General features: G+C 69.8%; 27 protein-coding genes. 18 read left to right on the forward strand and 9 right to left on the reverse strand.

Annotation, left to right across the window (positions count from 1 at the left end; genetic code table 11):
* Positions 1 to 57 precede the first annotated feature (57 nt).
* On the reverse strand, positions 58 to 372 hold the full coding sequence (locus ACQCO7_RS25075; RefSeq protein WP_464073941.1) for an AzlD domain-containing protein: 315 nt from the start codon (positions 370 to 372) through the stop codon (positions 58 to 60).
* The gene (locus ACQCO7_RS25080) at positions 369 to 1,091 is read right to left on the reverse strand and encodes an AzlC family ABC transporter permease (RefSeq protein ID WP_464073942.1); all 723 of its coding nucleotides are present in this window, start codon (positions 1,089 to 1,091) and stop codon (positions 369 to 371) included. Before ACQCO7_RS25080 ends, ACQCO7_RS25075 begins: the two co-directional genes overlap by 4 nt.
* 76 nt (positions 1,092 to 1,167) lie before the next feature.
* Between ACQCO7_RS25080 and ACQCO7_RS25085 the strand changes: the two genes are divergently transcribed.
* Positions 1,168 to 1,716 (forward strand): helix-turn-helix domain-containing protein, encoded by a 549-nt coding sequence (locus tag ACQCO7_RS25085; RefSeq protein WP_010353958.1) that lies wholly within the window; start codon positions 1,168 to 1,170, stop codon positions 1,714 to 1,716.
* Positions 1,717 to 1,862: 146 nt separating this feature from the next.
* On the opposite strand, the gene ACQCO7_RS25090 is transcribed toward ACQCO7_RS25085, so the two are convergent.
* Complete coding sequence (locus tag ACQCO7_RS25090; protein WP_003992177.1) at positions 1,863 to 2,066, reverse strand: cold-shock protein; 204 nt, start codon at positions 2,064 to 2,066, stop codon at positions 1,863 to 1,865.
* 358 nt (positions 2,067 to 2,424) lie between these two features.
* On the opposite strand from ACQCO7_RS25090, the gene ACQCO7_RS25095 reads away from it, so the two are divergent.
* Positions 2,425 to 3,273 (forward strand): menaquinone biosynthetic enzyme MqnA/MqnD family protein, encoded by an 849-nt coding sequence (locus ACQCO7_RS25095; protein ID WP_464073943.1) that lies wholly within the window; start codon positions 2,425 to 2,427, stop codon positions 3,271 to 3,273.
* A 12-nt stretch (positions 3,274 to 3,285) separates the two neighbouring features.
* Here the strand turns inward: ACQCO7_RS25095 and ACQCO7_RS25100 are convergent, their stop codons facing one another.
* Entirely contained in the window at positions 3,286 to 4,278 is a 993-nt protein-coding gene (locus ACQCO7_RS25100; protein ID WP_464073944.1) for a hypothetical protein, read from the reverse strand.
* Positions 4,279 to 4,344: 66 nt separating this feature from the next.
* Here ACQCO7_RS25100 and ACQCO7_RS25105 point away from each other — a divergent pair, with 66 nt between their 5' ends.
* The 3 genes from ACQCO7_RS25105 to ACQCO7_RS25115 all read left to right on the forward strand — a co-directional run bounded on the left by ACQCO7_RS25105 (position 4,345) and on the right by ACQCO7_RS25115 (position 7,084).
* The gene (locus ACQCO7_RS25105) at positions 4,345 to 5,148 is read left to right on the forward strand and encodes a prepilin peptidase (protein WP_464073945.1); all 804 of its coding nucleotides are present in this window, start codon (positions 4,345 to 4,347) and stop codon (positions 5,146 to 5,148) included.
* A 70-nt stretch (positions 5,149 to 5,218) separates the two neighbouring features.
* Positions 5,219 to 6,418: a cyclic dehypoxanthinyl futalosine synthase gene (mqnC, locus tag ACQCO7_RS25110; protein WP_464073946.1), complete on the forward strand. Its 1,200-nt coding sequence runs from the start codon at positions 5,219 to 5,221 to the stop codon at positions 6,416 to 6,418.
* Positions 6,419 to 6,424: 6 nt separating this feature from the next.
* On the forward strand, positions 6,425 to 7,084 hold the full coding sequence (locus ACQCO7_RS25115; RefSeq protein WP_464073947.1) for a hypothetical protein: 660 nt from the start codon (positions 6,425 to 6,427) through the stop codon (positions 7,082 to 7,084).
* A 30-nt stretch (positions 7,085 to 7,114) separates the two neighbouring features.
* Here ACQCO7_RS25115 and ACQCO7_RS25120 read toward each other — a convergent pair whose 3' ends face one another.
* Positions 7,115 to 8,146, reverse strand: a complete 1,032-nt coding sequence (locus tag ACQCO7_RS25120) for a chitinase (protein ID WP_464073948.1) — start codon at positions 8,144 to 8,146, stop codon at positions 7,115 to 7,117.
* Between the two features lie 138 nt (positions 8,147 to 8,284).
* Between ACQCO7_RS25120 and ACQCO7_RS25125 the strand changes: the two genes are divergently transcribed.
* On the forward strand, positions 8,285 to 8,977 hold the full coding sequence (locus tag ACQCO7_RS25125) for a demethylmenaquinone methyltransferase (protein ID WP_075825024.1): 693 nt from the start codon (positions 8,285 to 8,287) through the stop codon (positions 8,975 to 8,977).
* Positions 8,978 to 9,132: 155 nt separating this feature from the next.
* Here ACQCO7_RS25125 and ACQCO7_RS25130 read toward each other — a convergent pair whose 3' ends face one another.
* Both ACQCO7_RS25130 and ACQCO7_RS25135 read right to left on the reverse strand, forming a co-directional pair.
* Positions 9,133 to 9,477, reverse strand: coding sequence for a PASTA domain-containing protein (locus ACQCO7_RS25130; protein WP_464073949.1), 345 nt, complete (start codon positions 9,475 to 9,477; stop codon positions 9,133 to 9,135).
* A gap of 111 nt (positions 9,478 to 9,588) precedes the next feature.
* Positions 9,589 to 10,113: a GNAT family N-acetyltransferase gene (locus ACQCO7_RS25135; protein WP_464073950.1), complete on the reverse strand. Its 525-nt coding sequence runs from the start codon at positions 10,111 to 10,113 to the stop codon at positions 9,589 to 9,591.
* Positions 10,114 to 10,211: 98 nt separating this feature from the next.
* Here ACQCO7_RS25135 and ACQCO7_RS25140 point away from each other — a divergent pair, with 98 nt between their 5' ends.
* Complete coding sequence (locus tag ACQCO7_RS25140; RefSeq protein WP_464073951.1) at positions 10,212 to 11,525, forward strand: geranylgeranyl reductase family protein; 1,314 nt, start codon at positions 10,212 to 10,214, stop codon at positions 11,523 to 11,525.
* A gap of 111 nt (positions 11,526 to 11,636) precedes the next feature.
* Here ACQCO7_RS25140 and def read toward each other — a convergent pair whose 3' ends face one another.
* Together def and ACQCO7_RS25150 are read right to left on the reverse strand one after the other, a co-directional pair.
* Positions 11,637 to 12,281: a peptide deformylase gene (gene def, locus ACQCO7_RS25145; protein WP_464073952.1), complete on the reverse strand. Its 645-nt coding sequence runs from the start codon at positions 12,279 to 12,281 to the stop codon at positions 11,637 to 11,639.
* 152 nt (positions 12,282 to 12,433) lie between these two features.
* Positions 12,434 to 13,270 carry a C40 family peptidase gene (locus ACQCO7_RS25150; RefSeq protein ID WP_464073953.1) on the reverse strand — a complete coding sequence of 279 codons (837 nt, stop codon included), beginning with the start codon at positions 13,268 to 13,270 and terminating at the stop codon, positions 12,434 to 12,436.
* Positions 13,271 to 13,936: 666 nt separating this feature from the next.
* Here ACQCO7_RS25150 and ACQCO7_RS25155 point away from each other — a divergent pair.
* Genes ACQCO7_RS25155 through nuoK form a run of 11 tightly spaced genes read left to right on the forward strand, consistent with a single transcriptional unit; the run spans position 13,937 to position 24,676 of the window.
* Positions 13,937 to 14,296: an NADH-quinone oxidoreductase subunit A gene (locus tag ACQCO7_RS25155; RefSeq protein WP_005476348.1), complete on the forward strand. Its 360-nt coding sequence runs from the start codon at positions 13,937 to 13,939 to the stop codon at positions 14,294 to 14,296.
* Between the two features lie 13 nt (positions 14,297 to 14,309).
* Positions 14,310 to 14,864 (forward strand): NuoB/complex I 20 kDa subunit family protein, encoded by a 555-nt coding sequence (locus tag ACQCO7_RS25160; protein ID WP_050369101.1) that lies wholly within the window; start codon positions 14,310 to 14,312, stop codon positions 14,862 to 14,864.
* Positions 14,861 to 15,634 (forward strand): NADH-quinone oxidoreductase subunit C, encoded by a 774-nt coding sequence (locus ACQCO7_RS25165; protein ID WP_464073954.1) that lies wholly within the window; start codon positions 14,861 to 14,863, stop codon positions 15,632 to 15,634. The genes ACQCO7_RS25160 and ACQCO7_RS25165 overlap by 4 nt, the downstream gene beginning before the upstream one ends.
* Entirely contained in the window at positions 15,631 to 16,953 is a 1,323-nt protein-coding gene (locus ACQCO7_RS25170; protein ID WP_464073955.1) for an NADH-quinone oxidoreductase subunit D, read from the forward strand. The genes ACQCO7_RS25165 and ACQCO7_RS25170 overlap by 4 nt, the downstream gene beginning before the upstream one ends.
* Positions 16,950 to 17,714: an NADH-quinone oxidoreductase subunit NuoE gene (gene nuoE, locus ACQCO7_RS25175; RefSeq protein ID WP_464073956.1), complete on the forward strand. Its 765-nt coding sequence runs from the start codon at positions 16,950 to 16,952 to the stop codon at positions 17,712 to 17,714. The genes ACQCO7_RS25170 and nuoE overlap by 4 nt, the downstream gene beginning before the upstream one ends.
* Entirely contained in the window at positions 17,711 to 19,057 is a 1,347-nt protein-coding gene (gene nuoF / locus ACQCO7_RS25180; protein ID WP_464073957.1) for an NADH-quinone oxidoreductase subunit NuoF, read from the forward strand. Before nuoE ends, nuoF begins: the two co-directional genes overlap by 4 nt.
* Positions 19,054 to 21,579, forward strand: a complete 2,526-nt coding sequence (locus tag ACQCO7_RS25185) for an NADH-quinone oxidoreductase subunit G (RefSeq protein ID WP_464073958.1) — start codon at positions 19,054 to 19,056, stop codon at positions 21,577 to 21,579. The genes nuoF and ACQCO7_RS25185 overlap by 4 nt, the downstream gene beginning before the upstream one ends.
* Positions 21,576 to 22,940: an NADH-quinone oxidoreductase subunit NuoH gene (nuoH, locus tag ACQCO7_RS25190; protein WP_010353984.1), complete on the forward strand. Its 1,365-nt coding sequence runs from the start codon at positions 21,576 to 21,578 to the stop codon at positions 22,938 to 22,940. Before ACQCO7_RS25185 ends, nuoH begins: the two co-directional genes overlap by 4 nt.
* A complete protein-coding gene (nuoI, locus tag ACQCO7_RS25195; RefSeq protein WP_464073959.1) occupies positions 22,933 to 23,535 on the forward strand; it encodes an NADH-quinone oxidoreductase subunit NuoI in 603 nt (200 codons plus the stop codon). The genes nuoH and nuoI overlap by 8 nt, the downstream gene beginning before the upstream one ends.
* Complete coding sequence (locus ACQCO7_RS25200; protein ID WP_464073960.1) at positions 23,532 to 24,380, forward strand: NADH-quinone oxidoreductase subunit J; 849 nt, start codon at positions 23,532 to 23,534, stop codon at positions 24,378 to 24,380. Before nuoI ends, ACQCO7_RS25200 begins: the two co-directional genes overlap by 4 nt.
* On the forward strand, positions 24,377 to 24,676 hold the full coding sequence (nuoK, locus tag ACQCO7_RS25205; protein WP_059299944.1) for an NADH-quinone oxidoreductase subunit NuoK: 300 nt from the start codon (positions 24,377 to 24,379) through the stop codon (positions 24,674 to 24,676). Before ACQCO7_RS25200 ends, nuoK begins: the two co-directional genes overlap by 4 nt.
* Positions 24,677 to 24,685: the final 9 nt, after the last annotated feature.

Genomic DNA, 24,685 nt, shown 5'->3' on the forward strand with positions numbered 1-24,685 from the left:
GACAATGCCCCTGAGCCCGGCGCCCGCTACCTGAGAGCCGGTCGGCGCCGCCCCCTCTCACCCCACCCCCAACCCCCGTAGTACCGCGGTAGTACCCGCCGCCCCCAGCACCACCACCACGAACGGCGCCCTCCGCCAGGCCAGCCCAACCCCCACCAGTACCCCCAGAGGACGAGCCCACCCCGAGAATCCGCCCCCCTCGGTCAGCGCCCCCGTCGCCAGCAGGGCGACCAGCAGCACGACCGCCCCGGCGGACAGCAGCTCCTGGACCCGCGCCGGCAGCGTGACCCGCCCGTGCAGGAGGGGCCCCGTCAGCCGGAAGGCGTACGTCCCGAGAGCCAGAACGATGACGGCGACGACGGTCGGACTCACGGGGTCACCTCAGGGCCGTACAGGAAGAGCCCCAGAAGGGCTACGAGGATAGGCACCCCGGCGGGGAGGAGAGGGGTCGCCGCGAGGGCGAGAACCGCACCGAGGGCGACAGGCCGCCGGACGCGGGAGTCCTTGCGGAGGGTGGGTACGACGAGCGCCGCGAGGATCGCGGGAAAGGCCGCGTCGAGCCCGTACCGGGAGGTGTCCCCCAGCGCCTGCCCCGCGAGCGCGCCGATGACGACGGCCGTGTTCCACACGGTGAACAGCGCGAGCCCGGACGTCCAGAACGCGGCGCGGCGGCGGGCCGGGTCGGACTGGGCGAGGGTGAAGGCGACCGTCTCGTCCGTGACGAGGTGCGCGCCGAGCAGCCGCGTGAGCGGCCCGCGGCCGATGTCCCCGGCGACGGCGAGGCTGTAGGCGACGGTACGGGTGTTGAGGGCGAGCCCGGTCGCGGCGGCGGCCAGCGGACCGCCCCCGGCGAGCAGCACGCCGACCGCGCTGAACTGGGCCGATCCCCCGTACACGGCCAGGGACATGACGACCGGCACCCAGACCGGCAGCCCGCCGCTCACGGCGATCGCGCCGAAGGACACCCCGACGACCCCGCTGGCGAGGCAGACGAGGAGGACGTCCCGCAGGAGGGTGGAGTCGTCCGGTGATACCTGTGGACTACCCCCTGATGGGGTAACCCTTGAGAGTGTTCGGCGTGGAGAACGCATGTTCTCTAAAATGAACGCCAGACCGACCGTTCGTCAAGGCGAACGTTCGTACTCGTACAGCGAACGGAGTGGAAGCGTGAGTGAACCCCTGGAGTGGCTCGCGGCCTCGCTGAAGCGGGAGCGCGCCAGGACCGGGCTGTCCCTGTCCGAACTGGCCAAGCGCGCGGGGATCGCGAAGTCCACGCTGTCCCAGCTGGAGGCGGCGAGCGGGAACCCGGGGATGGAGACGATCTGGGCGCTGGCGGTGGCGCTCGGCGTCCCGTTCAGCGTGCTCGTCGAACCGCCCTCGGCGCCCGTCCAGGTCGTCCGTGCGGGGGAGGGCCCCAAGGTGCACTCCGAACAGTCCAGTTATCTCGCGACGCTGTTGTCCGCGAGTCCGCCGGGAGCACGCCGGGACATTTACTACGTATGGCTGGAACCGGGCACTGTCCGGGAATCCGAACCGCATATCCCCGGCACCGTGGAACACATCGTGGTCACCGAGGGAAGCGTGAAAGCGGGGCCGCGCGGGGAGGGCGTGGAGGTCGGTCCGGGGGATTATCTGTCGTATCGCGGAGATGTGCCGCACATGTACGAGGCGACGGCGGCCGGAACGAAGTTCGTGCTCGTCATGCAGCACACGTGAACGGGAAATGAATTCGGCGCCGAGGGGCCGGCCCGCCAGGGGCGCCGGGAGAAAGGCAGGAGCCCCGTCGCCGGAAGGCGCGGGGCTCCTTGGGTGGTGCTCTCAGACTGCGATCACGCTGCCGGTTCCGGCAGTCGCCCGGCGGATCAGACCGGGGTGACGTTCTCCGCCTGCGGGCCCTTCGGGCCCTGGGTCACGTCGAAGGAAACCTGCTGGTTCTCTTCGAGGGAACGGAAACCCGAGGCGTTGATCGCGGAGTAGTGGACGAAGACGTCAGGGCCGCCGCCTTCTTGGGCGATGAAACCAAAGCCCTTTTCGGCGTTGAACCACTTCACGGTTCCGGTAGCCATAAGCCCTCCTTGGGCTCAAAGGGTCGCCCTGCTCCAGAACCTGCAAGTGTGAAAGCAGTGCTGCACAACTGCAAACTTCCGAAAACGTCGAGAGCCCGCGGTCACATGCTCCGCAGGCTCTGTACTGCAAGGGAAACCAAACTGCAACTTGCGGCGAGCCTAGCACGCAGGCAGCCGAAAGCGATAGAGGTCAAGATCACGTCACTCGGATGTTTGAAACGCCCGGGCAATGGTTGACGCCGGGGTACGGCGGGGCGTGACGTGAACGGATCGGAGAGCCCGCTGATACCGGTAAGACCCCAGGAGGATCGTGGGGGGTGACTTAGCAGCGTACCCGACCGGGGTCTAGCCTCGCGATGTGGACAATTCTCGCACCCGGCCGCGCGTCGGCCACATCCAGTTCCTCAACTGCCTGCCTCTGTACTGGGGTCTCGCGAGAACGGGCACGCTGCTCGATCTTGAGCTGACCAAGGACACCCCCGAGAAGCTCAGCGAGCGGCTCGTGCGGGGCGACCTCGACATCGGCCCCATCACCCTCGTCGAGTTCCTGCGTAACGCCGACGACCTGGTGGCCTTCCCCGACATCGCGGTCGGCTGCGACGGACCCGTCATGTCCTGCGTGATCGTCTCGCAGGTCCCCCTCGACCGGCTGGACGGCGCCCGCGTCGCCCTCGGCTCGACCTCCCGCACCTCCGTCCGGCTCGCCCAGCTCCTGCTCGCCGAGCGGTACGGCGTAACTCCCGAGTACTACACCTGCCCCCCCGACCTGAGCCTGATGATGCAGGAGGCCGAGGCCGCCGTCCTCATCGGCGACGCCGCCCTGCGCGCCAACCTCCTCGACGGGCCGCGCTACGGGCTCCAGGTCCACGACCTCGGCGCGCTCTGGAAGGAGTGGACCGGCCTCCCCTTCGTCTTCGCCGTCTGGGCCGCCCGCCGCGACTACCTCGACCGCGAGCCCGAGCTCACCCGCGAGGTCCACCGCGCCTTCCTCGCCTCCCGCAACCTCTCCCTCGACGAGGTCGGCAAGGTCGCCGAACAGGCCGCCCGCTGGGAGGAGTTCGACGAGACGATCCTGGAGCAGTACTTCACCACCCTCGACTTCCGCTTCGGCGCACCGCAGTTGGCGGCCGTCACGGAGTTCGCGCGCCGGGTGGGGCCGACGACCGGCTTCCCGGCGGACGTGCACGTGGAACTGCTGGCGCCGTAGGCGTACCGGCGTTCAGCGCCGCCCCATCCACCGCTCCTCATCGAGCAACTTCCGCAGCCGGGGCGAGAGTTCGGGTACGGCGGCCCCCGCCGCCTGCGCCCGCGCGACCGTCTCGACGTACGCCAGCGCCTCCTTGCGCAGCCGCTCCTTCTCCTTGCCCTGTCTGCTCCCGGCCAGCCAGATCCAGACCGCGAGGGGGAGGAGGACCAGGGCGAGGTAGCCGAGTGTCACGCCCTGCCACCAGCCGTAGGCGGCGCCGATCAGGGCCGCGACGACGAAGAGACAGCCGGCCTCGTCGTGCCAGCCGCCCTGGTCGGCGATCTTCTCGTACGCGGCGACGGCGTCGGGGACCGGCGGGACGGTGTGGACGGCGTAGGGGTTCGGGGTGCCGGGTGCGGCGCCGGGCGGCTGGTGGCTGTAGGGGCCCGCAGGGGTGCCCTGGGCCTGGCGGCCGTAGGGACCGGCGGCGTACGGTCCCGCTGGAGTACTAGGGGTACGAGAGGGCTCACCGCCCGTCGGCCGGTACGTCGGCACCGGTGTCGTCGGCTTGACACCTCCGTACTCCGACCGCCCCTCCAGCCACGCGGGTACGTGGGTCACCGGCAGCCCCCGCGACCGGGCGACGCCGAGGACGTGCCGGTAGCCGACCAGCGCCGGATGCTCCAGCTCCCTCTTCCAGCGGGCCCGTACGGATATCAGGCAGACGATCCCGGCCGCGAGGATCGGTACGGCGGGCCCGTAGGCGAGCGCCGGGCCGTCCGCGAGCGCGGGGACCTCCGGGCCGATGAACGGCCACACCCCGCCGACCAGCAGCGCGAGCCCGCCGAGCCACACGAGCGGGCCGCGCCGACTCCAGTGCAGCGCCTCCCGCCGCTCCTCGAACATCGCGGCCACGGCCCGGTCGTCCGCGTAGTCCACGCCGTACTGCGCGCTGATGGTCCGCACCGACGCCAGGACGGTCGGCTCCGAGGCCAGGGTGGCTCCGTTGATCGGGAGAAGATCCATCTCGGGATCATGGCACGGGAGTCGGCGGGCTCTCATGGGGGAATCGTGGGGGAGCGATGACCGGGGATGGGGCAGGATCGGTCCGTGGTGAGCGAGTTGTGGGTGATCGCCGTGGCGGCGGCGGTGTGGGGTGCGCTGGCGGGCGGGGTACTACCCCGAGCGGCGTACCGGTTCTCCGTCCCTCTGGAGTACCCCCCGGAGGACTCCCCAGCGGATTCCCCGGCAGGCTCCTCGCAGGAGGAGAGCGACGGCTGGCGGCGGGAGTGTCCCGAGGGACATCCCCTGCGCGGCTGGCTCGGCCCCGCGCGGTGCCGGACCTGCGGCCCGTACGACTCACCCCGTACCCCCTACGTACTGCTCACCGCGCTCCTCTCCACCCTCCTCGCCCTGGCCACCGGCCCCCGCCCCGAACTCGGCGCCTGGCTCCTGCTCGCTCCCGTCTGGGTGCTGCTCGCGGCGGTGGACGTACGGGTACGGCGTCTCCCGGACCCGCTGACCTGGGGTCTCGCGGTCGCCGCGCCCGCGCTGCTGGGGGTCGCCGCGCTGGTCCCGGACCACGCCGGGGAGTGGACGACCGCGCTGCTCGGGGCCGTCGTCCTCGGTGCCGCGATCCTCGTCCTGCACCTGCTGAACCCGGAGGGCATGGGGTACGGGGACGCGAAACTCGCGGTCGGGCTGGGGGCCGTACTGGGGTGGTACGGGTGGGACACGGTCCTGCTGGGCGCGTTCGCCGGGTTCGCGCTCGGGGCCGGGTACGGGGGAGTGCTCGCCGTGGTCCGCAGGTCGGGGAGGGGGACGACCATCGCGTTCGGGCCGTTCCTGATCGCCGGGGCGGTGCTGGGGGTGGCGGCGGGAGCCTGGACGGCCTGACCGTAGTCCCCCCGTACCTCTGGCGTACGCTGGACCGGTCCGTCCACAACCCTTACGAAAGGGACGCCCGGTGACCGAGAAGGCCGACCTCCAGTCTGTCCTTGACCGTGCCGCAGCCGGTGGACGGATCACCCCCGAGGAGGCGCTCGTCCTCTACCGGGACGCCCCCCTGCACGCGCTCGGCGCCGCCGCCGACGCCGTACGCCGCAAGAGGTACGCGGGTACCGAGCACATCGCGACGTACATCATCGAGCGGAACATCAACTACACGAACGTGTGTGTCACGGCGTGCAAGTTCTGCGCGTTCTACGCCCCGCCGACGGCCAAGGACAAGGGGTGGACCCGCGACCTCGACGACATCCTGCGCCGGTGCGCGGAGACCGTCGAACTCGGCGGGACGCAGATCATGTTCCAGGGCGGGCACCACCCGGACTACGGGGTGGAGTACTACGAGGAGCACTTCGCGGCGATCAAGAAGGCGTTCCCGCAACTGGTCATCCACTCCCTCGGGGCCTCCGAGGTCGAGCACATGGCCAGGATCTCCAAGGTGGGCGTCGAGGAGGCGATCCGGCGGATCAACGCGGCCGGACTCGACTCCTTCGCGGGCGCCGGCGCGGAGTTGCTCCCCGAGCGGCCCCGCAAGGCCATCGCGCCGCTCAAGGAGTCCGGCGAGCGCTGGCTGGAGATCATGGAGACGGCGCACAACCTGGGCGTCGAGTCCACCTCCACGATGCTCATGGGCACCGGCGAGACCAACGCCGAGCGCATCGAGCACCTGCGGATGATCCGCGACGTCCAGGACCGCACGGGCGGCTTCCGCGCGTTCATCCCGTACCTCTACCAGCCGCAGAACAACCACCTGAAGGGCCGCACGCAGGCCACGATCTTCGAGTACCTGCGGATGATCGCCATTTCGCGCCTCTTCATGGACAACATCGCCCACATCCAGGGGTCCTGGCTCACCACCGGCCAGGACGCGGGCCAACTCACCCTGCACTACGGCGCGGACGACCTCGGCTCGATCATGCTGGAGGAGAACGTCGTCTCGGCGGCCGGCGCCAAGCACCGCTCCAACCTCCAGGAAATGATCGACATGATCCGCTCGGCGGGCCGCGTCCCGGCGCAGCGCGCCACGACGTACGAGCACCTCGTCGTCCACGACGACCCCGCCAACGACCCGGTGGACAAGCGGGTGGTGTCCCACATCTCCTCCACGGCGATCGAAGGCGGCACCGCACACCCCGAGTTGAAGATCCTGGCGTCCAACTAGGCACCGGTGCTGACGATTCACGCCGCGCCCCTGCTGCTGCCGGTAGGGGCGCCCCCGGTCGAGAACGGCGCGGTCGCGGTGGCCGGCGACCGCGTCACGGCCTTCGGCGCGTACGACGACGTCGTGGCCGTCGCCCCGGCCGCGCGGGTGCGCCGCTGGCCCGGCACCCTCACCCCCGGCCTGCGCCAGTGGCACCCCCTGTGGCTGCTGCGCCGCTGCTACCACCCCGACCCGCGCGAGGCCGAAGAGCTGGGCGAACTCCCCCTCTGGGGCGAGGAGTTGGCCGCACTGGAGCTGCCCGAGTCCCGCTGGTCCGGCAGCGTACGGCGCGGCATCCAGCGGATGATGGCCCACGGTACGACAGCCGTCGCGGCACCCGGCGCCCGCTTCACCGACCCCCTCGTCGCACCGGCGATCGCCCGCTCGGGCCTGGCCGTTGTCACCGTCGAGGGCGCTCCCGGCCAACTGCTCGGCGAGCGGCCCGCCCTGGACCCGTTCGCCGAGGGGTACGACCTTCCCGGCACCGTGCACGCGCCGCTGGCCGTCGGCGGCCGGGCCGACCTCGCCGTGTTCGACGTCCCCGACGAAGCCGCCCTCACCGCGAAGGGCGCCGCCACCTGTGTGGCCACCGTCGTCAACGGGCGTCTGCTGTACCGGAGTCGGTGAACTCGGAGGAGCGCAGGCCGGGTTGACGCGCTAACCCGCGAGCGCCTTGCCGAACGCTCCCGAACTCTGTTCCACCCCACTGCAATTGGTCGCCGCGTCGTCCTGGCCGGCCGCGTCCGGCGCGCACTGCCGGTCGCGGAACGTCGACCACATCGACACCCACGAGACCCCCTTCTCCTCGGCGAACGACCGGAGTCGGGCCGCGTCGGAGAGGGTGAACGTCTCGTTCGCGATGTCGTTGACGCCGATCATCGAGGTCAGTGCGAGGCTGTGCCAGGCGGACTCGTCGGTGGTGCCGAAGACGGACTTCAGCTGGGTGTGCGTGGCCGTCGCGGAGGTGATCGCGTAGTCGCCCATGTCCCCGGTGTAGGTCTCGCCGTAGTTCATGGTCATGATGTTGACGGTGGCGACCTGGACGTCGTACTTGTTCGCGGAGGCGAGCAGCGCGAGGCCGTCCGCGTCGAGGCCGGACGGCATCACCGGCAGGGTGAAGGTGACCTCCAACTCGGGTCGTTCCTTCTGGAGTTGGGCGATGGCCTGGGAGCGCCGGGCGACCGAGGCGCTGTCGGTGAGGGTGGTGCCCTCGATGTCGAAGTCGGCCTGCGTCGAACCCGCCGCGTCCAGCGCCGCGCCGTACGCCGCCGCCAGCTTCGAGGCGCTGGTGCAGACCGTCGCCAGCTCCTTGCCGGAGGCGCCGCCGAAGGAGACCCGGACGCTCGAACCGGACGCGGTCAGCTTTGATATCCGGGACTTCACCGCCGTATCGCCGACGGCCGTCGTCCCGTTCCACTTCGCCGTGCACGCGCTGCCGTCGGAGATCACGAACGCCAGGTTGTACGTCGCCGGGGAGCCCGCCGAGTCGTTGGCGGACGCCTCCGTAGCACTCACGTAGGGGGCGTACCCCGTGGTGGCAGGTGATACCGAAGGGCTAGGAGAGGGCGACGCCGGTTCCGCCGCCCCCGCCGCCGCGTCCGACGTCGTACCGGGGTCGGACGAACAGCCCGCCACGGCCAGCGCGAACAGACAGGTCAGCCCGGACAGCGGCACCAGGAAACTCCGCATCGCGTGTAAGCACCCACTTTCGTGAACGGCCAACCCTGCCGTGCCGGACGGGCGTCGCGCAGGCGTTTTGCCTGTTCTCTCCTCCTGCTGCCGTGAGGTGCCCTGAGGTTCCCCGAGGGAGGCTGCAAGAATGACCCGGTGACCCGCGCATCCCTGGACAAGCAGCCGCACGAAGTCGCCTCGATGTTCGACAACGTGGCGGAACGGTACGACCTGACCAACGACGTGCTGTCCCTCGGGCAGGACCGGCGGTGGCGCAAGGAGGTCGCGCGGGCCGTGGACGCTCGGCCGGCACAGAAGATCCTTGATCTCGCCGCCGGTACGGGTACCTCCTCGCTGCCGTTCGCGCAGGCCGGGGCGTATGTCGTGCCGTGCGACTTCTCGCTCGGGATGCTTCAGGTCGGTAAGCGGCGGAACTCCTGGCTGCCGTTCACCGCGGGGGACGCCACGCGGCTGCCGTTCAAGGACGACACGTTCGATGCGGTGACGATCTCGTTCGGGCTGCGGAATGTGCAGGACTTCGATGCGGGGCTTCGTGAGATGTACCGGGTCACCCGGCCGGGGGGGCGGGTGGTGATCTGTGAGTTCTCGCATCCGACGTGGGCGCCGTTCCGGACCGTCTACACGGAGTACTTGATGCGGGCGTTGCCTCCGGTGGCCCGTGCGGTGTCGTCCAACCCCGATGCGTACGTCTATCTCGCCGAGTCGATCAGGGCGTGGCCCGATCAGCCCGCGTTGGCCTCGCGGCTGCGGGAGGCGGGGTGGGGGAAGGTGGCTTGGCGGAATCTCACCGGGGGGGTTGTGACGTTGCACCGGGGATTCAAGGGGTGACGCTCCGGGGTGGGGTGTGCGGACAGCTGTGCGGCTGCGGGTTCGTCGTGGTTGGTCGCGCACACGCGGCGGTAGCCGCAGATTGACACAGCCCCGCGCCCCTGGACGGGCCTGCGGCCCATCGGGGTGTGCTTCCCCTGCCGCGTAGTACCCCCCTACCCCAGAGCCATCGGTATCTCCCGGCCCCCGTACCCCACCGCCGCGTACCGCTCCCCCGGCTCCTCCAGTTCCCGTTGGAAGCCTCCGCCTCCCGGGCGGGGTATGCGCGGCTCGTGGACTCCCGCCCCGCCCCCGCCCTCCCCCTCGCCGAAGTCGAACCAGACGGAGACGACGGCCCCGCGGGGGACCTCGGCGCCGGGTGGGGGGTACTGGCGTACTACGTAGTCCACGACCGTGCGGAGGAAGTCCGGGCGGTCGGGGGCGGCCAGGAGTACGCCATGGGCCTGGGCCGTCTCGCGTGCGTCCATCGCCATCAGGCCGACCAGACGTGGGACATGCACTTCGGGTGTTTTGGGTGGTATGAGCACAGATGTCACCCCCAGCGGTACTGGAAGGGTAACCGCCGAAGGGTGCCGTCCGGAAGCGCTGTGCGACAATTTCGCGGTGCTTGGCTACTGAGGGTTACCACTTTCGAGATCGAGGCGGTAGCAGTGACCCGTGCGGCTGGAGTCGGGCGTGGTGAAGACCTCCCCGAGCCGCATCCCCAGCCGCCGCGTCACCGCGATCGACCGCTCGTTCCGGGCGTCGACCATGGCGACGACCCCCCGTACGCCCGCCGACCGCACCCGCTCCAGCGTCATCTGCGCGGCGGCCGTGACGTACCCCTTGCCCCAGTACTCCCGGCCGAGCCGCCAGCCGATCTCGATCTCGCCCACCGGACCCCACGCGAGGGGCCACGGCTGAGCCCCGGTGAAGCCGATCACCCGGCCCTCACGGTCGATCATGGTCCACAGGCAGAAGCCGTGCTCGGCGTCGTGCCGCCGCTGGCGTGCCGTCAGCTCCTCGTACTCCGAGAGTTCCGCCGCTCTACCTCCGTGGTACTCCATGACGTCCGGGTGGGCGAAGGTCCGGTGCCAGGCGACGGCGTCCTCGTCGGTGGGGACGCGCAGCCGTACTACGGGAAGAGCCAGGTTCACGGGGGCAACCCTTCAGCCGGGTGATCAATTCTGCTGAATAGACTGCCCATGTCCAGTGCCGGTCGGCACGCAGATTCCGAACCTGGGGAGATCCCGCCGTGACCGTCGTGACTGATCCTCACTCCGAAAACACCGCGCCTCTCTCCGGGAACACCGCCGATGTGATCGTCGTCGGTGCGGGACCGGCCGGTTCCACGACCGCGTACTACCTCGCCAAGGCCGGGCTCGACGTCCTCCTGCTGGAGAAGACCGAGTTCCCCCGCGAGAAGGTCTGCGGCGACGGCCTCACCCCGCGCGCCACGAAACAGCTCGTCGCCATGGGGATCGACATCTCCGAGGAGGCCGGCTGGCTGCGCAACAAGGGCCTCAGGATCATCGGCGGCGGCGTACGGCTCCAACTCGACTGGCCGGAGCTGGCGTCGTACCCGGACTACGGACTCGTCCGCAAGCGCGACGACTTCGACGAGCAGCTCGCCCGGCAGGCGCAGAAGGCGGGGGCGCGGCTGTACGAGCGGTGCAACGTGGGGGCGCCGATCGTCGACGACCGCACCGGCCGCATCACCGGCGTACACGCGAAGTTGGGGGAGGAGAAGCGCGAAGTCACCTTCCACGCGCCCCTGGTGGTCGCCGCCGACGGCAACTCCACGCGGCTGTCCCTCGCGATGGGGCTGCACCGGCGCGAGGACCGGCCGATGGGGGTCGCCGTCCGGACGTACTTCGAGAGCCCCCGGCACGAGGACGACTACCTGGAGTCCTGGCTGGAGCTGTGGGACCGGCGCGGGGCCGAGGACCGGCTCCTGCCCGGGTACGGGTGGATCTTCGGCATGGGCGACGGGACCTCCAACGTCGGGCTCGGGGTCCTCAACACGTCCGATTCCTTCAAGGAGTTGGACTGGCGCGAGGTGCTCAAGGCGTGGTGCGCGTCCATGCCCGAGGAGTGGGGGTACACGCCGGAGCACATGACCGGGCCCATCCGCGGGGCCGCGCTGCCGATGGCCTTCAACCGTCAACCCCACTACACCAAGGGGCTGTTGCTCGTCGGTGACGCCGGTGGGCTGGTCAACCCCTTCAACGGCGAGGGGATCGCGTACGCCATGGAGTCCGGGCAGATCGCCGCGGACGTCATCGTCCAGGCGCATGCGCGCGCCACGCCGGCGCAGCGGGAGATCGCGCTCCAGCGGTACCCGCGGGTGCTCAAGGACACGTACGGGGGGTACTACACGCTCGGCCGCGCCTTCGTGAAGCTCATCGGGAACCCGAAGGTCATGAAGATCGCGGCCCAGCGGGGGCTCACTCACCCGTTGCTGATGAAGTTCACGCTGAAGATGCTGGCGAACCTGACCGACCCGACCGGGGGTGACGCGATGGACCGGATCATCAACGGGCTGAGCAAGGTAGCTCCCAAGGCGTAGAGGGGTAGTACCTGAGGGGGTGCCGCGTCATGCCGGTGGGCGGGTGCGGCACCGTCGTGGCTCGTCGCGCCCACGCGGCGGTAGCCGCATATCGAATACGGCTCCGCGCCCCTAGGGACGTTGCCCTGCCGCCCTTTTCAACGCCTCCGCATTTGCCGCCCTCTGGGCCATCACCAGCTCCCTGCGGTCCGCCATCTGCCGCAGGGCCTCCTTCCGGTCCCGCTTCGACAGCCGGTCCAGATACACGTGCCCGTTCACATGGTCCGTCTCGTGCGCCAGGCACCGCGCGAAGTATCCGGTCCCCTCGACCGTGACGGGGGTACCGGTCCGGTCCAGGCCGTGGACCACCGCCATATTCGGGCGCGGTACGTCCATCACCGCGCCCGGCACGGAGAGGCAGCCCTCGTCGTCGTCCAGGAGGCGGCGGCCGGCCGTGGGGAGGGGCGCGAGGACCGGGTTGACGATGTGGCCGACATGGCGGACGCCCTCGTCGTCGGGGCAGTCGTACACGAACAGGCGCAGATCGACGCCCACTTGGTTCGCCGCGAGGCCCGCGCCGGTCGCGAGGTACATCGTCAGGAACATGTCGTCGATCAGCGCGGCGAGGTCGGGGCCGAACTCGGTGACGTCGCGGCACGGCTTGTGCAGGACCTCTTCGCCGACCTCGGTGATCCGGCGCACGCGACCCTGCCGGGCCTCGGGTGCGTGGCGCGGGTACGCGTCGACCGCGCGGCCCTGGACGAAAACGCTGGGCATGTCTGTCTCTCCCTCCGAGTGCCGATCGCTCGTCGATCGGTGCGAGGGGAGGAACGCGCCGGACGCGGCTGAAGTTCCGTACGAGGAAGGGCCGCTGCCCCCGAGCGGCTGCGGCCCTGCACCTCAGGTACTACCCGGGTAGTACCGCTCGCTCAGAGCACCCGCACCGCACCGCTCGCCGGGTACCCGGACAGGTCCTGGATGACGACGCCCTTGGAGGGGTTCGCCGCGTCGAGGTACTGCCCGCCGCCGATGTAGACGCCGACGTGGTACGCCGACCCCTTGCCGCCCCAGTACAGGATGTCGCCGACCTGGAGGTTGGACAGGGAGACGTCGGTGCCGGCCATCGACTGGTCCTCGGAGACGCGCGGCAGGTCGACGCCGACCTGCCTGAACGCGGCCTGGACGAGCCCGGAGCAGTCCCAGGAGTTGGGGCCGGTGCCGCCGAGGACGTACGAGTCGCCCACCTGCGCCTTGAGGAAGGCGATGACGGTCGCCACGCTGCCGCTGGCCGGCGCGGAGACGCTGCCGGAGTCCGACGAGCCGCCGCTCAGGCTCGCACGGGTCGCGGAGCGGGACACGGCCTCCTCGGCGGCGGCCTTGCGGGCCTCCTCGGCGGCCTTCTTCTTGGCCTCGGCCTGCTTCGCCGCAGCCAGGTCCTTCGCGGCCTCCTTGGCGGCAGCGGCGGCTGCGGAGTCGCGCTCGGCCTGGAGCTGGTAGTTGGCAGCGGCCTGCTGCGTGAACTGCGCGGCCTGCTCGACCTGCGCGGACAGGTCGGCGGTCAGCGTGGGCAGTTCCAGCGTCTGCGTCACCGTCGCGTCGGCAGCGTTGGCCGAACCCGCCGCGGTGGCGACGGCCAGCGTGCCGAGGACACCACTGGCGACTCCGGCACGCACCGCGATCGAGGACGCGTTGCGGCGGGGCTTTCGGTGGCTACGTATGTGAGCGGTGTGGGACATGAGTCCAACCGGTATCAGGAGCTCCTCCATACCTACAAGGAACGTGTCCTGCGCCACACTTGTTCAATCGGTGCCCCAACTTCCGTGCACCGATTTCTTTATTGACGCCGTAACGGACATTGCGGACCTGGGCGTTCAGGGCCGTGATCACTGCCTTTCGTTGTTACGTCCGAATTGCCCGCTGCCTACCATTCGTTGAGGTCGTTGGCCAAGTCTGGTTTCGGAGGGGTTCGTTCCGATGTGGCGCAGGTCACGGAACGGTTACCGGAACGCCCGCGTCCGGCGCTCGTGAATGTGTGCACGCGTCCACACTCGCGGCCGGTTCCCTCTGACGTGTGAACGGGGTCCCCTATCAACCCCCTTCGTCCAGGGCCAATTTGGATGCAAGGGAACTCTCTTGATATAGAGACGCCCCCTCCGGACCGTCACTGACGAGCGAAAATGTCACACCCCGTGATCACTTCGGCGCCTCGCGTGTCAAGATCCGTGCCGATATGACTTCATGATCCTTCGTCAGGTGGTGGAGATCACAAAGCTTGTGCAATACCCCGTGTCGCAGATCACAGAGCGACAGGCATAGGATGCGGGGCAGTTGGGCTTGTGACCTGCTTCACATGTTCGCGATCTTCGCGGTTCACCCAATGTTTCTCATGCAACCCGCCAACAGTCAGTGCCGACTGAGAGGAGCGAGGAGCGGTGAACGCCTATGCGCCCATCCTCGTACTGGGAGCCCTCGGGGCAGGCTTTGCGATCTTCTCCGTGATCATGGCCTCGCTCATCGGGCCGAAGCGGTACAACCGCGCGAAGCTCGAAGCCTACGAGTGCGGAATCGAGCCGACCCCCACGCCGGCCGGCGGCGGGCGTTTCCCCATCAAGTACTACCTGACGGCGATGCTCTTCATCGTCTTCGACATCGAGATCGTCTTCCTCTACCCCTGGGCCGTCACCTTCGACGCCCTGGGTGTCTTCGGGCTCGTGGAGATGCTGCTCTTCGTGCTCACCGTCTTCGTCGCCTACGCGTACGTCTGGCGGCGCGGCGGCCTGGAATGGGACTGAGGGGCCTTTAGCCATGGGACTCGAAGAAAAGCTGCCGAGCGGCTTCCTGCTGACCACCGTCGAACAGGCCGCGGGCTGGGTGCGCAAGGCGTCCGTCTTCCCCGCCACCTTCGGCCTCGCCTGCTGCGCCATCGAGATGATGACGACCGGAGCCGGGCGCTACGACCTCGCCCGCTTCGGCATGGAGGTCTTCCGGGGCTCGCCCCGCCAGGCCGACCTGATGATCGTCGCCGGCCGGGTCAGCCAGAAGATGGCGCCGGTCCTCCGCCAGGTCTACGACCAGATGCCGAACCCCAAGTGGGTCATCTCCATGGGGGTGTGCGCGTCCTCGGGCGGCATGTTCAACAACTACGCGATCGTCCAGGGCGTCGACCACATCGTCCCCGTGGACATCTACCTGCCCGGCTGCCCGCCGCGCCCCGAGATGCTGATGGACGCGATCCTCAAGCTCCACCACAAGATCCAGCACACCAAGCTCGGTGTGAACGCCGAAGAAGCGGCCCGCGAGGCGGAGGAGGCGGCGCTCAAGGCGCTCCCCCTCATCGAGATGAAGGGGCTGCTGCGATGAGCGACGCGAACGGCACCTCAGGCGCGAACGGCACCCCGGACGCGGGCGCGAACCCCGGGAACGCCGCCCCCGAAGGCGCCGCCAACCTCCCCGGCCAGCGCGGCGACCAGGGCGAGGAGATCCGCGTCCAGCGCGGCATGTTCGGCGCGAACAACGGCGGCGACACCTCCGGATACGGCGGCCTGGTCCGCTCGGTCCGCCTGCCGGGCGCCTCGACGCGGCCGTACGGCGGTTGGTTCGACGAGGTCGCCGACGAACTCGAAGGCGCCCTGGAGGAACAGGGGCTGCTCCCGGACAACGCGATCGGGAAGACGGTCGTCGACCGGGACGAACTCACCTTCCACGTCGAGCGCGAGCACCTCGTCCGCGTCGCCCGCACCCTGCGCGACGACCCGGCGCTGCGCTTCGAACTGTGCACCGGCGTCAGCGGCGTGCACTACCCGCACGACAAGGGCCGCGAGCTGCACGCCGTCTACCACCTGCGCTCGATCACCCACAACCGGCTGATCCGCCTGGAGGTCAGCGCCCCGGACGCCGACCCGCGCATCCCGTCCCTGGTCCCCGTCTACCCGACGAACGACTGGCACGAGCGCGAGACGTACGACTTCTTCGGGATCGTCTTCGACGGCCACCCGGCCCTGACGCGGATCATGATGCCGGACGACTGGCAGGGCCACCCGCAGCGCAAGGACTACCCCCTCGGCGGCATCCCCGTCGAGTACAAGGGCGCCCAGATCCCGGCTCCGGACCAGCGGAGGTCGTACTCGTGAGCACGTCGCACGCAACTCCCCGTGAGACCACGGAAGGCTCCGTCTACACGGTCACCGGAGGCGACTGGGACGAGATCGTCCAGTCGGCGGCCCGCGCCGACGACGAGCGCATCGTCGTCAACATGGGCCCCCAGCACCCCTCCACGCACGGTGTGCTCCGCCTCATCCTGGAGATCGACGGCGAGACGGTCACCGAGGCCCGCTGCGGCATCGGCTACCTGCACACCGGCATCGAGAAGAACCTCGAATTCCGGACGTGGACGCAGGGCACGACCTTCGTCACGCGCATGGACTACCTGACGTCCTTCTTCAACGAGACCGCCTACTGTCTCGCCGTCGAGAAGCTCCTCGGCATCGAGGACCAGATCCCCGACCGCGCCACCCTGATCCGGGTGCTCCTGATGGAGCTGAACCGGCTCTCCTCGCACCTGGTGTGCATCGCCACCGGCGGCATGGAACTCGGCGCCACCACGATCATGATCTACGGATTCCGCGATCGTGAAATGATTCTCGACATCTACGAGCTCATCACGGGCCTTCGGATGAACCACGCGTACATCCGCCCCGGCGGACTCGCGCAGGACCTGCCGCCCGGTGCGGTGGACCAGATCCGCGAGTTCGTGAAGAAGATGAAGAAGAACCTCCCGGAGTACGACAAGCTCGCCACCGGGAACCCCATCTTCAAGGCCCGGATGCAGAACGTCGGCCACCTCGACCTGGCCGGCTGCATGGCCCTCGGCGCCACCGGCCCGATCCTGCGCTCCACCGGCCTCCCGCACGACCTGCGCAAGGCGCAGCCCTACTGCGGGTACGAGACCTACGAGTTCGACGTCCCGACCGCCGACACCTGCGACTCCTACGGGCGCTTCCTGATCCGCCTGGAGGAGATGCGCCAGTCGCTGCGCATCGTCGAGCAGTGCCTGGACCGGCTCCAGCCGGGCCCGGTCATGGTCGGCGACAAGAAGATCGCCTGGCCCGCCCAACTGGCCCTCGGGCCGGACGGGTTGGGCAACTCCCTCGACCACATCAAGAAGATCATGGGCACTTCCATGGAGGCCCTGATCCACCACTTCAAGCTGGTCACCGAGGGCTTCAGGGTCCCGCCGGGACAGGCGTACGCGGCTGTCGAGTCCCCCAAGGGCGAACTCGGCGTGCACGCCGTGTCCGACGGCGGCACCCGCCCCTTCCGGGTCCACTTCCGCGACCCGTCCTTCACTAACCTGCAAGCCATGGCGGCGATGTGCGAAGGCGGCCAGGTCGCCGATGTGATCGTCGCCGTCGCGTCCATCGACCCCGTGATGGGAGGCGTCGACCGGTGACCACCAGTTCCTCCGGCGTCGGCCTGGGCATGCCCGAACTGCCCGCCGCCCCCTACCCGGACGACGTACGGGCCCGCCTGGAGGCGGACGCGCGCGAGGTGATCGCCCGCTACCCCGACTCCCGCTCCGCGCTCCTGCCGCTGCTGCACCTCGTGCAGTCCGAGGAGGGCCATGTCACCCGCACCGGGATGAAGTTCTGCGCGGACGTGCTGGGCCTGACCACGGCCGAGGTCACCGCCGTCGCGACCTTCTACACCATGTACCGGCGCCGGCCGAGCGGCGACTACCAGGTCGGCGTCTGCACCAACACGCTGTGCGCGGTGATGGGCGGCGACGCGATCTTCGACTCGCTCCAGGAGCACCTGGGCGTCGGGAACGGAGAGACCACGGACGACGGGAAGGTCACGCTGGAGCACATCGAGTGCAACGCGGCCTGCGACTTCGCGCCCGTCGTGATGGTCAACTGGGAGTTCTTCGACAACCAGACCGTCGAGAGCGCGAAACGCCTCGTCGACGACCTGCGGTCCGGCCGGACGGTGTCCCCCACGCGCGGGGCGCCGCTGTGCACCTTCAAGGACACCGCCCGCATCCTGGCGGGCTTCCCCGACGAGCGCGAGGGCGCCGTCGAGGCGAGCGGCGGCGCGGGACCCGCCTCGCTGGTGGGCCTCCGCCTGGCCAGGGGAGAGACCGCACCCGCGCGCGTGGTCCACCCACGCGTGGAACCCGGGCACCGGCCCGCCGCCGAGGAGGGGGAGGGATGACGTTGGCACCCGAACTGAAAGGCAGCAGCCCCGAGAAGCTGCTGGCACCCGTGCTGTCGGCCTTCTGGGACGAGGAGCGGTCCTGGTCGCTCGACGTGTACCGGAGGCACGAGGGGTACGAAGGGTTGCGCAAGGCCCTCGCCATGTCGCCGGACGACCTGATCGCGTACGTCAAGGACTCCGGACTGAGGGGGCGCGGCGGTGCCGGGTTCCCGACGGGGATGAAATGGCAGTTCATTCCCCAGGGCGACGGCAAACCGCACTATCTAGTTGTCAACGCCGACGAATCGGAGCCGGGGACCTGCAAGGACATCCCGCTCCTCTTCGCGAACCCGCACAGCCTCATCGAGGGCATCGTCATCGCGTGTTGGGCCATCAGGTCGTCTCATGCCTTCATCTACCTGCGCGGTGAGGTCGTTCCCGTTCTGCGGCGGCTGCACGAGGCCGTACGCGAGGCGTACGCGGCGGGCTATCTCGGCGAGAACATCCTGGGCAGCGGGCTCGATCTCCAGCTCACCGTCCACGCCGGCGCCGGCGCGTACATCTGCGGTGAGGAGACCGCGCTGCTCGACTCGCTCGAAGGCCGCCGGGGTCAACCGCGGCTGCGTCCTCCCTTCCCTGCCGTCGAGGGGCTCTATGCCTGCCCCACTGTCGTGAACAACGTCGAGTCCATCGCGTCGGTTCCCGCGATCCTGAATCGCGGAAAAGAATGGTTCCGCTCGATGGGCAGCGAGAAGTCCCCGGGCTTCACGCTGTACTCCCTCTCCGGCCACGTCACGAGCCCCGGCCAGTACGAGGCGCCGCTCGGCATCACACTGCGCCAGCTGCTGGAGATGAGCGGCGGGATGCGCCCCGGGCACCGGCTGAAGTTCTGGACGCCGGGCGGCTCCTCCACGCCGATGTTCACCGACGAGCACCTCGACGTCCCCCTCGACTACGAGGGCGTCGGCGCGGCCGGCTCGATGCTCGGCACGAAGGCGCTCCAGTGCTTCGACGAGACGACCTGCGTGGTGCGCGCGGTGACCCGGTGGACCGAGTTCTACGCCCACGAGTCCTGCGGCAAGTGCACGCCCTGCCGCGAAGGCACCTACTGGCTCGTGCAGTTGCTGCGCGACATCGAGGCCGGCAAGGGCGTCATGAGCGACCTCGACAAGCTGAACGACATCGCCGACAACATCAACGGCAAGTCGTTCTGCGCCCTCGGCGACGGCGCCGCCTCGCCGATCTTCTCCTCGCTGAAGTACTTCCGCGAGGAGTACGAGCAGCACATCACCGGCCGGGGCTGCCCCTTCGACCCGGCCAAGTCGACGGCCTGGGCGGACCGCCCGGAGGTGAACGCATGACGGTACGCCAGTCTGAAAGCGGCTCCGCCGCGGGCCAACGCCCCGCAGGCGGCGGGGAGGCGGCGGTGCCGCGGGAAGATCTCGTGACGCTGACGATCGACGGCGCCGAGATCAGCGTGCCCAAGGGCACCCTGGTCATCCGCGCCGCCGAGCAGCTCGGCATCGAGATCCCCCGGTTCTGCGACCACCCCCTCCTCGACCCGGCCGGCGCCTGCCGGCAGTGCATCGTCGAGGTCGAGGGCCAGCGCAAGCCGATGGCGTCCTGCACGATCAGCTGCACCGACGGCATGGTCGTCAAGACGCACCTCACCTCCCCGGTCGCCGAGAAGGCCCAGCACGGGGTGATGGAGCTGCTGCTCATCAACCACCCGCTGGACTGCCCGGTCTGCGACAAGGGCGGCGAGTGCCCGCTCCAGAACCAGGCCATGTCGCACGGCCAGGCGGAGTCCCGCTTCGAGGGCCGCAAGCGGACGTACGAGAAGCCGGTCCCGATCTCCGCGCAGGTGCTGCTGGACCGTGAGCGGTGCGTCCTGTGCGCGCGCTGCACGCGGTTCTCCGACCAGGTCGCCGGCGACCCGATGATCGAGTTGCTCGAACGGGGCGCCCTCCAGCAGGTCGGTACGGGCGAAGGCGATCCGTTCGAGTCGTACTTCTCCGGGAACACGATCCAGATCTGTCCCGTCGGAGCGCTCACCTCGGCCGCGTACCGGTTCCGTTCGCGCCCCTTCGACCTGGTGTCGTCGCCCTCGGTGTGCGAGCACTGCGCGGGCGGCTGCGCGACCCGTACGGACCACCGGCGCGGGAAGGTCATGCGGCGGCTCGCCGAGAACGACCCCGAGGTCAACGAGGAGTGGATCTGCGACAAGGGGCGCTTCGGGTTCCGGTACGCGCAAGCGCGCGACCGCCTGGAGACGCCGCTGATCCGCAACCCCGAGGGCGACCTGGAGCCCGCCTCCTGGCCGGAGGCCCTCCAGATCGCCGCCCAGGGACTGCTCGCCTCGCGCGGGCGCACGGGCGTGCTGACCGGTGGCCGGCTCACCGTCGAGGACGCGTACGCGTACAGCAAGTTCGCGCGCGTGGCCCTCGACACGCACGACATCGACTTCCGCGCGCGTGTGCACAGCGTCGAGGAGGCCGACTTCCTGGCCTCCCGGGTCGCCGGACGCGGCCGGGACCTCGACGGCACGGGCGTGTCGTACAGCGCGCTGGAGAAGGCACCGGCCGTCCTGCTGGTCGGGTTCGAGTCCGAGGAGGAGGCGCCCGGCGTCTTCCTGCGGCTGCGCAAGGCGTGGCGCAGGACCGGGCTCAGGGTGTTCTCGCTGGCCACGCACGCGACGCGCGGGCTGGAGAAGGCGGGCGGCACACTGCTGCCGGCCGCTCCCGGCACCGAGGCCGAGTGGCTGGACGCCCTCGCGGCCGGCAGCGGCCTGGAGACGCCCGGTGGGGCCGCCGCCGAGGCGCTGCGGGCCGAGGGCGCCGTCATCGTCGTAGGGGAGCGCCTGGCGGGCGTCGCGGGGGGTCTCACGGCCGCCGTGCGGGCCGCCACGGCGACCGGGGCGCGGCTCGTGTGGATCCCGCGCCGGGCCGGTGAGCGCGGCGCCCTGGAGGCCGGTGCGCTGCCCGCGCTGCTGCCCGGCGGACGCCCGGCGACCGACCCGCGCGCGCGGGAGGAGGTCGCCGCCGTCTGGGGGCTCGCCGAACTCCCGCACGGGTACGGCCGCGACACCGGCCAGATCGTCGAGGCCGCCGTCGCCGGGGAACTCCAGGCGCTGCTGGTGGCGGGCGTCGAGGTCGCCGACCTGCCCGACCCCGCGCGTGCGCGTACGGCGCTCGACGAGGTCGGCTTCGTGGTCTCCCTGGAGCTGCGGCCCAGTGAGGTCACCCGGCGCGCGGACGTCGTCCTGCCGGTCGCCGCGGTCGCCGAGAAGCCGGGTGCGTTCCTCAACTGGGAGGGCAGGGTGCGGTTCTTCGAGGCCGCCCTCAAGCCCGAGCAGATGACGCGCAGCCTGCCCCCGAGCGACGCGCGCGTGCTCCAGATGCTGGCCGACGCCATGGACGTCCACCTCGGTCTGCCCGACCTGCGCACCACGCGCGCGGAGATCGACCGGCTCGGTGCCTGGGACGGGCAGCGGGCCGCCGAGCCGAACGAGACCGGGGGAGCGCTCCCGAGGCCCGCCGCCGGTGAGGCCGTCCTCGCGGGGCACCGGCTGCTCCTCGACCAGGGGCTCCTCCAGGAGGGCGATGCGGCGCTCGCCGCGACCCGGCACGCCTCCTACGCGCGCGTGTCGGCCGCCACGGCCGCCGAGGCGGGCGTCGAGGACGGCGGCCTGCTGGCCGTCACCGGCGTGGCCGGGACCGTCGAACTGCCGCTGGCCGTCACCGAGATGCCCGACCGGGTGGTGTGGCTCCCGCTCAACTCCGCGGGCGCGGGCGTCGCCTCGGACACCGGGGCCCGGCCCGGAACCCTCGTCCGCATCGGCCCGGCGACGCCCGCCGACGCCCCCAAGGAGGTGGAGGCATGAGCCCGTACCTCGCGGCGGAAGACCTCTCGATGTTCGGCCGTGACCCCTGGTGGCTGGTCGTCGTCAAGGCGGTGTTCTGCTTCGCGTTCCTGATGGTGACCGTGCTGTTCTCCATCGTCTGGGAACGCAAGGTCGTCGCCTGGATGCAGTTGCGCGTCGGCCCCAACCGGCACGGCCCCTGGGGCATGCTCCAGTCGCTCGCCGACGGCATCAAGCTGATGCTGAAGGAAGACGTCATCGTCAAGCGCGCGGACAAGGTCGTCTACGTCCTCGCGCCGGTCGTCGCCGCCATCCCGGCGTTCATGGCGATCGCGGTGATCCCCTTCGGCCCGGCCGGCAACGAGATCTCGATCTTCGGCCACCGTACGACGATGCAGCTCACCGACCTGCCGATCGCGATGCTGTACATCCTCGCGGTCGCCTCGGTCGGCATCTACGGCATCGTGCTCGCGGGCTGGAGCTCCGGGTCGACGTACCCGCTGCTCGGCGGCCTGCGGTCGGCCGCGCAGATGATCTCGTACGAGATCGCGATGGGCGCCGCGTTCGCGTCGGTGTTCCTGTACTCGGGGTCGATGTCGACGTCGACGATCGTCGAGCAGCAGAGCGACCGCTGGTACATCCTGCTGCTGCCGGTCTCGTTCATCCTGTACATCGTCACCATGGTCGGCGAGACCAACCGCGCCCCCTTCGACATGCCGGAGTCCGAGGGCGACCTGGTCGGCGGCTTCAACACCGAGTACTCGTCGATCAAGTTCGCGATGTTCATGCTCGCCGAGTACGTCAACATGGTGACCGTCTCGGCCGTCGCCACCACCCTCTTCCTCGGCGGCTGGCGGGCCCCCTGGCCGATCAGCGGCTTCTGGGAGGGCGCGAACCACGGCTGGTGGCCGATGCTCTGGTTCGTCGTCAAGGTGCAGCTCCTGCTGTTCTTCTTCATCTGGCTGCGCGGCACGCTCCCGCGCGTGCGCTACGACCAGCTGATGAAGCTCGGCTGGAAGGTGCTGCTGCCGGTCTCGATGGTGTGGCTGATGCTCGTCGCCACCATGCGGACCCTGCGCAACGAGAACTACGGCTTCACCGACATCGCCCTGTACGTGGCCGGCGGGCTGATCGCCGTCCTGCTGATCTCCTTCGTCGCCGACGTCTTCCGCGACAAGGCGAGGAAGGGCGCCGAGGTCCCCGCCGAACCGGTCGGGTTCGACCCGATGGCGGGCGGATTCCCGGTGCCGCCGCTGCCCGGACAGGAGCTTCCGCCGGTGCCCCGGCGCCGGTCCCGCCAGGACCGGGAGCTGATTGTCAGTGGTGGGGTCGATACTCAGAGTGACGGACCTCGTGACGGAAAGGAGGCGTCCGATGGCTGAGGAGCCCAAGGAGACCACACCCGGTTTCCAGAACCCCGTCGCCGGCTTCGGCGTGACCTTCAAGGCCATGTTCAAGAAGCGGCTCACCGAGCAGTACCCGGAGCAGCAGAAGACCACCGCACCGCGGTTCCACGGACGGCATCAGCTCAACCGCCATCCGGACGGCCTGGAGAAGTGCGTCGGCTGCGAACTGTGCGCCTGGGCCTGCCCCGCCGACGCGATCTACGTCGAGGGCGCGGACAACACCGACGAGGAGCGCTACTCCCCGGGCGAGCGCTACGGCCGCGTCTACCAGATCAACTACGCCCGCTGCATCCTGTGCGGCCTGTGCATCGAGGCGTGCCCCACGCGCGCGCTGACGATGACCAACGAGTTCGAACTGGCCGACTCCAGCCGCGAGAACCTCATCTACACCAAGGAACAGCTCCTCGCGGGCCTCGACGACAACATGGTCGACACGCCCCACGCGATCTACCCCGGGACGGACGAACAGGACTACTACCGGGGGCTGGTGACCGAAGCGGCGCCCGGTACGGAACGCCAAGTGGCCGTCTCCAAGGGCGAGACACCTACGGAAGAGGGGGTGGACGCGTGAGCGCGCTGGCTGCTTACTCCACCTCCACCGGCGAGGCGTTCCAGTTCTGGACGCTCGGTACGGTCGCGGTGATCGGCGCCCTGTGCACCGTCTTCATGAAGCGCGCCGTCCACAGCGCCCTCTGCCTCGCCGGGACCATGATCATCCTGGCGGTGTTCTACCTCGCCAACGGCGCCTACTTCCTCGGCATCGTGCAGATCGTCGTCTACACGGGCGCGATCATGATGCTGTTCCTGTTCGTCGTGATGCTGGTCGGCGTCACCGCCGCCGACTCCCTGAAGGAGACCATCAAGGGCCAGCGCTGGCTCGCCCTGCTGAGCGGCCTCGGCTTCGGGGTCCTGCTGGTCGGCGGCATCGGGAACGCCTCGCTGAGCGAGTTCAACGGCCTCGCGCAGGCGAACGCGAACGGCAACGTGGAGGGCCTCGCGACCCTCATCTTCACGAAGTACGTGTTCGCCTTCGAGATCACCGGCGCGCTGCTCATCACGGCGGCCGTCGGCGCGATGGTCCTCACCCACCGCGAGCGCACCGAGCGCGCGATGACCCAGCGCGAACTGGCCGAGCGGCGCGTGCGCGAGGGCAAGCACCTCCCGCCGCTCCCGGCCCCCGGCGTGTACGCGCGGCACAACGCCGTCGACATCGCGGGCCTGCTGCCCGACGGGACGCCCTCCGAACTGACCGTCAGCAAGACCCTGCGCGAGCGCGGCCAGATCCGGGACGTGTCCACGGAGGCGATCGCCGACCTCAAGGCCCTCCAGCAGCGCTCCGAGGAGCGCCTGGAGCGCGACGAGATCGAGCCGCCCTTCCGGCGCGAGACGCGCGAGGCGAAGGAGGCGTCGCAGTGAACCCGGTCAACTACCTGTACCTCGCCGCCCTGTTGTTCACGATCGGCGCGACCGGAGTGCTCGTCCGGCGCAACGCGATCGTCGTCTTCATGTGCATCGAGCTGATGCTGAACGCCTGCAACCTCGCGTTCGTCGCCTTCTCCCGGATGCACGGCAACCTCGACGGCCAGATCATCGCCTTCTTCACGATGGTCGTCGCCGCGGCGGAGGTCGTGGTCGGACTCGCGATCATCGTGTCGCTGTTCCGCTCCCGCCACTCGGCCTCGGTCGACGACGCCAGCCTGATGAAGCTGTAAGGGGTCGGA

It is taken from the genome of Streptomyces saintjeani (assembly GCF_055409605.1).

Excerpts from the sequence above, each read along its gene's own strand:
- ACQCO7_RS25080 (WP_464073942.1), bottom strand. The coding sequence starts at position 1,091 with ATGCGTTCTCCACGCCGAACACTCTCAAGGGTTACCCCATCAGGGGGT.
- ACQCO7_RS25090 (WP_003992177.1), bottom strand. The coding sequence starts at position 2,066 with ATGGCTACCGGAACCGTGAAGTGGTTCAACGCCGAAAAGGGCTTTGGT.
- ACQCO7_RS25100 (WP_464073944.1), bottom strand. The coding sequence starts at position 4,278 with ATGGATCTTCTCCCGATCAACGGAGCCACCCTGGCCTCGGAGCCGACC.
- ACQCO7_RS25105 (WP_464073945.1), top strand. The coding sequence starts at position 4,345 with ATGGGGCAGGATCGGTCCGTGGTGAGCGAGTTGTGGGTGATCGCCGTG.
- ACQCO7_RS25120 (WP_464073948.1), bottom strand. The coding sequence starts at position 8,146 with ATGCGGAGTTTCCTGGTGCCGCTGTCCGGGCTGACCTGTCTGTTCGCG.
- def (WP_464073952.1), bottom strand. The coding sequence starts at position 12,281 with ATGCCCAGCGTTTTCGTCCAGGGCCGCGCGGTCGACGCGTACCCGCGC.
- ACQCO7_RS25150 (WP_464073953.1), bottom strand. The coding sequence starts at position 13,270 with ATGGAGGAGCTCCTGATACCGGTTGGACTCATGTCCCACACCGCTCAC.
- ACQCO7_RS25160 (WP_050369101.1), top strand. The coding sequence starts at position 14,310 with ATGGGACTCGAAGAAAAGCTGCCGAGCGGCTTCCTGCTGACCACCGTC.
- ACQCO7_RS25165 (WP_464073954.1), top strand. The coding sequence starts at position 14,861 with ATGAGCGACGCGAACGGCACCTCAGGCGCGAACGGCACCCCGGACGCG.
- nuoF (WP_464073957.1), top strand. The coding sequence starts at position 17,711 with ATGACGTTGGCACCCGAACTGAAAGGCAGCAGCCCCGAGAAGCTGCTG.
- ACQCO7_RS25185 (WP_464073958.1), top strand. The coding sequence starts at position 19,054 with ATGACGGTACGCCAGTCTGAAAGCGGCTCCGCCGCGGGCCAACGCCCC.
- nuoH (WP_010353984.1), top strand. The coding sequence starts at position 21,576 with ATGAGCCCGTACCTCGCGGCGGAAGACCTCTCGATGTTCGGCCGTGAC.
- nuoI (WP_464073959.1), top strand. The coding sequence starts at position 22,933 with ATGGCTGAGGAGCCCAAGGAGACCACACCCGGTTTCCAGAACCCCGTC.